Origin of the sequence: Kitasatospora sp. NPDC005856, from assembly GCF_040629945.1 — a bacterium.
Classification (GTDB): Bacteria; Actinomycetota; Actinomycetes; order Streptomycetales; family Streptomycetaceae; genus Kitasatospora.
In genome coordinates this window covers 1-4,059 of the sequence record NZ_JBEXWT010000193.1, presented here as the reverse complement: position 1 = coordinate 4,059, position 4,059 = coordinate 1, and the positions used below count along the sequence as shown (strand labels likewise).

Here is a 4,059-nt window from a genome sequence, read left to right as displayed (position 1 = left end):
CTCGACTACTTCGAGAACAGCGGACTGCCCTTCGTCGTCGCCCTCAACGGCTTCGACGGACACCAGCCCCACACCCCCGACGAAGTCCGCGAAGCGCTCCAACTCAGCGCCGACACCCCCGTCGTCACCCTCGACGCCCGCCGCCGCGACAGCGCCAAGAGCGCCCTCATCACCCTCGTCGAACACGCCCTGCTGGCCCGTCTCCGCTGAGCCGGCGCAACCGCACGGCCCCGACGACCCGTCCCCTGCAACGGGCCGTCGGGGCCGCGACGCTTACCGGCCGGTGTCTCCCGGGGGGCCCGCGCAAGACCCGTGTATAAGCAGCGGATAACAGTTCGGTAGGCATTTTGTGATCAACAATGACTCAGTGTGGCGAATCAGCGCCACTCAGCGCCAGGTGACCACGGATTTGCTCCGCCATGTCGGTGAATGTCCGGATTGTTCCGACGCGGGTGCCGGACGGCGGCTGTTTGTCCCCCATCCCCGCACGTGCTGAAATTCCAGCTACCCCTGGATGTCTCCTGCTCCGGCCCGTCCGGCGGAGGGTCAGGGCCCGGGGTAGCGCTGGATTGATCCATGGCCGGCATTCGGCCGAGAGGTAGTTGTCGAGTGAGGCGTAAGCAGCAACCCGCCCCGCAGCGGCGCTCCGAGCCCCGCCAGAGCGAGCCGAACGGTACCCCCGGGGACCAGGCCGGATTCTCCGCGTTCACTCCCACCGAGGAACGCGCCCCGAGCCCCGCCCCGGCCCCCGAACCCCCGGTCGCGTCCGGGACGCCCCGCAGCGGCGGCTCGTCGGGCGACGGCGGCGGATCCAGCCGGTACGACTTCCTCCGCCCGCGCAACTGGCGCGTGCCGACCCGTCTGATCGCGATCCTGCTGATCCCCGTGATCATCAGTCTCGTCTTCGGCGGTCTGCGCGTGAACACCTCGGTCGACGGCTACATCAAGGCCTCCCGCGCCGAGAAGACCGCGGAGCTGGCCAAGGCGGCGACCGAACTCGCCGAAGCGCTGGAGAACGAGCGCGACAAGACGCTCATACCCCTGCTCACCAAGCAGGACCCGAACAACGAGGTCACCAAGCGCCGCAACGACACCGACGCCGCGCTGAAGGCCTACAACGCCGCCTACGCGGCGTCCGACAAGTCCGGTGAGCTCCCCCGCCGCCACGACGCCTTCCAGGCCCTGGTCATCGACCTGCCGCACCTGCGGGCCAACGCGTACGGCCCCGAGCTGTTCATCAGCGCGACCGCCAACGCATATTCGACGATGTTCGCCCCGCTGCTGGCCTACGACAACTCGGTCGGCCTGGGCTCCAGCAACGCCACCAGCAAGGGCCGCGCGATCTACGCGATGTCGCTGGCCAAGGCCTCCGCCTCGACCCAGCGCTCGCTGATGCTGAGCCTGCTGGTCGGCATCTCGCAGAACGCCACCACCCGGTACGAGAACGTCGACGCGACCCAGCAGATCGTGATCTCGGAGAAGCTGGAGCAGGTCTCCCTCAACGAGTTCAAGACCGGTAGCGCCCCCGAGGACGCCAAGAGGTACGCGGACGCGCAGGTCGCCCTGGCCACCGCCCAGGACCGCTCGGCGTACAAGATGCCCAACGGTTCCGCGCCCACCATGCAGGGCCTGCTGGCCCTGGCCGCCTCGTACAGCCAGGCGGCCGCCGAGGGCCAGCTGAAGGGCAAGGCCACCGCCGACGCCGCGTTCACCGAGGCGAAGAACGCCGGTCTGACCCCGGACAACTGGAACCAGGCCGCCAACACCCACATCCAGGCCCTGCGGAACACCGAAATCGCGCTGCTGGACGACGTCCTCACCGAGGCCCGCAAGCTGAAGGACAACGCGCTCTACGACGCCATCCTCAACACGGTCATCGTCGTCGCCGCGCTCGTCCTGGCCGGTCTGCTCACCGGCTACGTGGCCCGCTCGATGATCCTCGGCATGCGCACCCTGCGCAGCGCCGCCCTGGAGATCGCCGACCACCGCCTGCCGGACCTGGTCGAGAAGCTCTCCAAGACCGACCCCGACCGGGTCGACACCTCGGTGACCCCGATCCCGCTGCACGGCAAGGACGAGATCGGCGAAGTCGCCCGGGCCTTCGACCAGGTCCACCAGCAGGCCGTGGCGCTCGCCGCCGAGCAGGCCCTGCTGCGAGGGAACGTCAACGCGATCTTCACCAACCTGTCGCGCCGCAGCCAGAGCCTGATCCAGCGCCAGCTGGCGCTGATCACCGACCTGGAGAACAACGAGGCCGACCCGGACCAGCTGGAGAACCTCTTCAAGCTGGACCACCTCGCGACCCGTATGCGCCGCAACGGTGAGAACCTGCTCGTCCTCTCGGGCGAGGAGGCCGGCCGCCGCTGGAACACCCCGGTCCCGCTGGTCGACGTGCTCCGCGCCGCCGCCTCCGAGGTGGAGCAGTACGAGCGCGTCGAACTCTCCGGCATCCCGGAGGTCGACGTCGTCGGCGCCGCCGTGACCGACCTCGTCCACCTGCTCGCCGAGCTGCTGGAGAACGCCACCTCGTTCTCCAGCCCGCAGACCCGGGTCCTGGTCAACGCGACCCGCCTGCCGGACGGCCGGGTGCTGGTCGAGATCCACGACAAGGGCATCGGCCTCACCGCCGAGGACTTCGCGGAGATCAACGAGAAGCTGGCCGAACCGCCCACGGTGGACGCCACCATCTCCCGCCGCATGGGCCTGTTCGTGGTCGGCCGGCTCTCCCAGCGGCACGACATCCGCGTCCAGCTCCGCCCGTCCGGCGAGTCCGCCGGCACCACCTCGCTGGTCATGCTCCCGCCGTTCGTCACCCAGTCGGGTCCGGCACCGGAGCCGGACGAGCAGTTCACCGTCTCCCGGATCTTCGCCGACCAGGAGCCGACGGCCGAGTGGGCGCCGGACACCCGCGCCCCCAGCGCCGCCGAGCTCGGCTTCGACGACCACCTCACCGGCATCGGCAACGCCGGCTCCAGCGGGTTCAGCCCGGCCCTGGAGTCCGTCCAGCGCTCGCAGCGCCTCGACCAGGTCCGCCGCGCGGCCCTGGAGGGCGCCCCGCAGGCGCCGGTGGTGGACGCCGAGGTCGAGGAGGACTACCAGCAGGGCTACGACCAGTACGCCCCGCAGGGCTACGACCAGCAGGCCCAGGCCGACGACCGGTACGGCTACGACCAGGGCGGCTACCAGCAGGACGAGTACCAGCACGACGAGTACGCCCAGGACGGCTACGACCAGTACGCCCCCCAGGGCTACCAGCAGCAGGGCTACGCCGACGACCGGTACGGCTACGACCAGGGCGGCTACCAGCAGGACGGGTACGCCGACCAGTACGGCCGGCAGACCGAGGAGTCCCCGGCCGGCCACCCGTACACCCCGGAGCCGCCCGCGCTGCCCGCCGCCGAGGCGCCGCACACCACCCTGCCGTCCGGGCTGCCGCAGCGCCGTCCCGGCGAGCAGCTGGCGGGCGGTGGCGCCGCCGCCCCGGCCGGCGGCAGCCCGTCCGGCGACACCCCGAACTGGTTCGCCGGCGCCAAGGACACCTCGGCACCCGCGTCCCAGCGCGGCCACGACGTGTCCTCGCTCGGCGGATACGGCCCGACCGGCCCGACCGCCAGCACCGCCTGGCAGTCGCCGAACGACGGCGACTGGCAGCGGGCCGAGCAGCTGCGCGAGCCCAGCTCCAGCGGCACCACCGGTGCCGGTCTGCCGCGGCGCGTGCCCAAGCAGAACCTGGTGCCCGGCAATGCCAAGTCCACCCCGCAGGACGGGCCGCAGGTCTCCCGCAGCCCGGAGGAGGTCCGTGGCCGCCTCACCAACCTGCGCCGCGGTGTGGAGCAGGGCCGCAGCGCCGGTAACACCGGAAGCTTCCGGATCGACCCCGATCAGGTAGACCAGTCCGGCAACGGACAGAACCGGAGCACCGATCTCTTCGGCGGCTCGAACCACCAGGAGCGTTGAGTTGACTCAGATGAGCCAGGCCGCACAGAACCTGAACTGGCTGATCACCAATTTCGTGGACAACACCCCCGGGGTGTCCCACACCGTGGTGGTCTCCGCGGA

General features: G+C 70.6%; 1 protein-coding gene and 2 pseudogenes. All 3 read left to right on the top strand.

Going from position 1 to position 4,059, the window contains the following annotated elements; translation table 11 throughout:
- A pseudogene (locus ABZ449_RS41800) lies at positions 1-210 on the top strand (ATP-binding protein); the annotation flags it as partial.
- A gap of 399 nt (positions 211-609) precedes the next feature.
- A complete protein-coding gene (locus ABZ449_RS41795) occupies positions 610-3,957 on the top strand; it encodes a nitrate- and nitrite sensing domain-containing protein (protein WP_360357320.1) in 3,348 nt (1,115 codons plus the stop codon).
- A gap of 10 nt (positions 3,958-3,967) precedes the next feature.
- Positions 3,968-4,059 (top strand): annotated as a pseudogene (locus ABZ449_RS41790) (roadblock/LC7 domain-containing protein); the annotation flags it as partial.